Consider the following 3,960-nt stretch of genomic DNA (forward strand, 5'->3'; position numbering starts at 1 on the left):
AAGACAGTGAACAAAACCGTAGATTGTACCTTCGACCCCGCCATCGGAACGATCGAAAACGGCAGCTACACCATCAACCTTAAGCTCAAACCCACCCCCGCCCTCTACCTCTTTGAAGACGGCACCTGCGGCGCATTGGCCGAGAAGGGGTCGCGCACGCCCATCGGTATTGTTGTAACAGAAAAGACGGCCTCGGGTAAAGGCTTGGCTGCAGCACTGAACTATACGCCGAATGTGATTTGGGAGCAAGACGATCCTCCCGCCGGTAGTGGTAATTCTTATCAGAACAATAAGGTGTGTTATCCAGATCCTAATGCTGGTTTGGCAGATATGAACGGTTACGATTGGACATGGGACAAAACCAGCAGCCTTGATGGGAAGGTGCGCGGCGACGAACAAACCAAATACCCGGCCTTCTATGTTGCCGGACATTATAACCCGGGCGTGACGGTGACGGGTGCCAACGTCGGTAAATGGTTCTTGCCAAGTTGGGGACAGTTGATGGAATTCTTCAAACTCACGGCGAAAGACCTTAAATTCCCCACGATATGGAAAAACCCCAGTAACCCATGGTTTGGTGGTGACCCGACTTTCTCGGATGGTCATGCTTTAGAGAAGTTGAATAACTATATTGTTCAGGCTGGAGGAAACGGTATCCCTTCCACATTCCTTTCAACCAGTACACAAGTAGACGGAACACCCACCTCTCGGAGCTATCAACCGGCAGGGTGTTCATTGAGTTTCGGTAGCGGAGACGATCGAATTCAAGTTTTCGCTATATGGAAAACGATGTATAATGGAGGCGTATTGCCTTTCGTTCACTTCTGATAAACGAGGAAATAGAAATTCAATAATTGAAAATTCGAGTTAGTTTACTTTAATATTAATCCGTCTGTAAACGTATGCCGGGTGTGTAATTTGACGACTTATACTTCCGTGGGGCACGGATTATACTCCCGTAGTCCACGACTTATACTCCCGTCATTTCGCACGGTTAGTATGAATGTAAAAAGGGGGGAAGGCAAACGAGCTTATCAATCGTTTGCTCTCCTCTCACTTTGTAAGTTTCCGTTCCATGAAGAGCAAACCGAACGGAGGTTAAAAGTCATTGAATGGAGAGGGGACACTTACTATTTTCTCTAAACATTCAAGATAGAAGTGCAATCTTTTAATGGGTGATAGCAAGAGTTGACCTCCGTGTAGGAAGCGGACGTTCTTAGTGGAACTTATTATAAGGTTTGTTGTTACCGAGACCTCTGCAAAACCAACACCCTCTCAATTTTCTCCCATATACTCTTAGAAGAATGAATATTTTTGACCAAAAGATGCCGCTGGAGGTTATTTTTGAGTAGATAATATTCTTTTATCGGTGTATTTTCATATTATCTGATACAATTTGACACAATAATCCCTGGCGTTCGGTATAAGTTGTAGGCAATGGATTCCATAATATGCTGCGCATGTGTTTTTGAAAGTCCGACGTATCTTGCTATTCCAACACCAAATCATCTATGCATAGAACCAAAGGTGCGTTCTACTTTGTAGCGTGTCTTACTCATAGTAATGTTGATACGTTGCTGCCTTTCAGTAATTTCATGTCCTCTTGTTCCCTTATGCATGATACGACTTTTAAGTTTCATACGTTTGAGGGTTTTTTATTCTCAATTAAAGAGTCAACCAATAAAAAAAATGAAATTTCAGAGTAAATAACTACATTTGCAGTTGTACACTTTTGTTTGACAACATACAAGCAAGTATTTCTCTCTTTTATAACTTTTTTTTATATCTTTGCAAGCGACTCTAAAAAAGTTATTCTTATGAAACACCAAGAATTATCATTCTTCAAATTACTAAAAAAATACTTCAATATCAATGCTGACAAGGAAGATGAACAGACTACGATTGAGAATGTAGAAAGTTCCATTAGTTTCCATGGAGCACAGCTATGGATATTGATTTTTGCTATCTTCATTGCTTCTTTGGGATTAAATGTCAATTCTACGGCAGTTATCATTGGTGCCATGCTGATTTCCCCCTTAATGGGACCTATCATCGGTATTGGATTGGCTGTTGGTATTTATGATATTGGATTGTTGAAACGTTCGGCAATCAATTATCTGATAGCTACGGTTATCAGTGTGCTCACAGCCACCATTTATTTTTTAATTACACCTTTGAACGAAGCACAATCAGAGTTATTGGCACGAACTTCTCCATCGCTCTATGATGTGCTGATTGCTCTTTTAGGTGGAGCTGCCGGATTCATAGCATTGGCTACAAAAGGCAAAGGTAATGTTATTCCGGGCGTAGCAATTGCCACAGCACTCATGCCACCACTGTGTACAGCTGGATATGGAATTGCAGTTGGAAAATTATCCTATTTCTTTGGGGCTTTCTATCTATTCTTTATCAATACCGTTTTTATTTGTCTGGCAACTTTCGTTGGAACCAGAATGCTCAAATTCAGGCAGACCACCATCATTGATGCCGAAAAGATAGTCAAGGTTAAAAGATTTATTATGGCTGTCGTGGTATTGACCATGCTCCCTGCTGCATATATGACCATGCTTATCATTAAACAGAGCATTACTAAAAATAATCTAAGGAGCTTTGTAAGGGAAGAACTGACGTTTAAAGGTACACATATTTTATCACAGAATATCAATGAGCATGACAAAATGCTCAATATAGTTGCTTTGGGGAAAATAATTTCGCATGATACCATCAAGAAAGCAAGCAAGAAGCTATCCAAGTATCAGTTGGCCGACTACAAGCTCAATATTATTCAGGGAGACCAATCCGACAGCCTATTACTCATGAATAAAGAACTTTCGACAGTCACAATGTCAAGGGAAGCTAATGACAAAAAAATAATAGAACAATCACAACAAATTCATGAGTTGGAAAAACAATTGGAAACCTATACACGTTACGAGTCTTTAAGTTCTGAAGTTTCCGGTGAGATGAAACAACTTTTTCCTTCTGTTAGTCAAATCAGCATCTCAAATATCAAGGAATTTGAGACAGATTCAGCCAATCACAAAAGATATATAGTTGTAATTATAAACAGTAAGTTAAGATTTAATAGTTCAAACAGACAAAGACTACAACTCTGGCTTAAGGAACGTTGTAAAGCAGATAGTCTCAGATTGATAATAACTCCATAATCATATCTTACATTAACGAGACCTCTGCAAAACCTACCAGCCTCTCAATTTTCACCCATATACTCTTAGAAGAAGGTCGTGTAATTTCAACTGTGTCAAGGCTCTAATCCTTTATATTTTACCTCATTTGGATGACACGATTTTTAATCGTGCCAGTCAGATGAGGAGCCTTTCTTTGCGGGCAAAGTTACATAATCTCAAAACGTTCTCCAAATTTTATTGCTAATTGTTGTGATATCTGGGCCCAGTTGGCAAGTGGCATAGTCCACTTCTCACGTATGTTCCGGTATGCCAGATACACAAGTTTTTCGAGAGAAGTATCGGACGGGAAAACTCCTTTGTTCTTTGTTACCTTACGTACTTGCCTGTGGTAGCCTTCAACCGTGTTGGTGGTGTATATCAGCTTACGTATCGCAGGCGTATACTGGAAGTATTCCGTGAGGCGCTCCCAGTTGTCACGCCATGATTTTATGACGATGGGGTACATTTCTCCCCACTTACCTGCGAGTGCGTCTAACTGCGTTTCCGCAGTCTCTTTGCTGACGGCACCATATACTGTCTTAAGGTCACCAAGGAACTCCTTTTGATGCTTACTGCCAACGTGTTTGATAGAGTTGCGTATTTGATGGACAATACAGAGTTGGACACTTGTATTGGGGAATACGCTCTGTATAGCATCAGGAAAGCCTTTCAGACCATCAATGCAGCATATCAGTATATCCCGGACACCTCTGTTCTGAAGATCGCTTAGAACCTCTAACCAGAAGTTTGCGCCCTCACTCTTGGAGACATA

General features: G+C 41.0%; 2 protein-coding genes and 2 pseudogenes. 2 read left to right on the forward strand and 2 right to left on the reverse strand.

Going from position 1 to position 3,960, the window contains the following annotated elements; all coding sequences use genetic code 11:
- A pseudogene (locus H164_RS15745) lies at positions 1 to 828 on the forward strand (hypothetical protein); the annotation flags it as partial.
- 554 nt (positions 829 to 1,382) lie between these two features.
- On the opposite strand, the pseudogene H164_RS16020 reads toward H164_RS15745, so the two are convergent.
- Positions 1,383 to 1,649: pseudogene (locus H164_RS16020) on the reverse strand (transposase); the annotation flags it as partial.
- A 168-nt stretch (positions 1,650 to 1,817) separates the two neighbouring features.
- Here H164_RS16020 and H164_RS0114135 point away from each other — a divergent pair.
- A complete protein-coding gene (locus H164_RS0114135; RefSeq protein ID WP_019969230.1) occupies positions 1,818 to 3,167 on the forward strand; it encodes a DUF389 domain-containing protein in 1,350 nt (449 codons plus the stop codon).
- 187 nt (positions 3,168 to 3,354) lie between these two features.
- Here H164_RS0114135 and H164_RS14825 read toward each other — a convergent pair.
- Positions 3,355 to 3,960, reverse strand: a 606-nt coding sequence (locus H164_RS14825; protein ID WP_019969231.1) for an IS256 family transposase, incomplete at its 5' end; no start/stop codon positions are given.

It is taken from the genome of Segatella maculosa DSM 19339 = JCM 15638, assembly GCF_000382385.1.
Classification (GTDB): Bacteria; Bacteroidota; Bacteroidia; order Bacteroidales; family Bacteroidaceae; genus Prevotella; species Prevotella maculosa.

Bases quoted from the DNA above. Each gene is read 5' to 3' on its own strand.
- H164_RS0114135 (WP_019969230.1), top strand. From the start codon at position 1,818: ATGAAACACCAAGAATTATCATTCTTCAAATTACTAAAAAAATACTTC.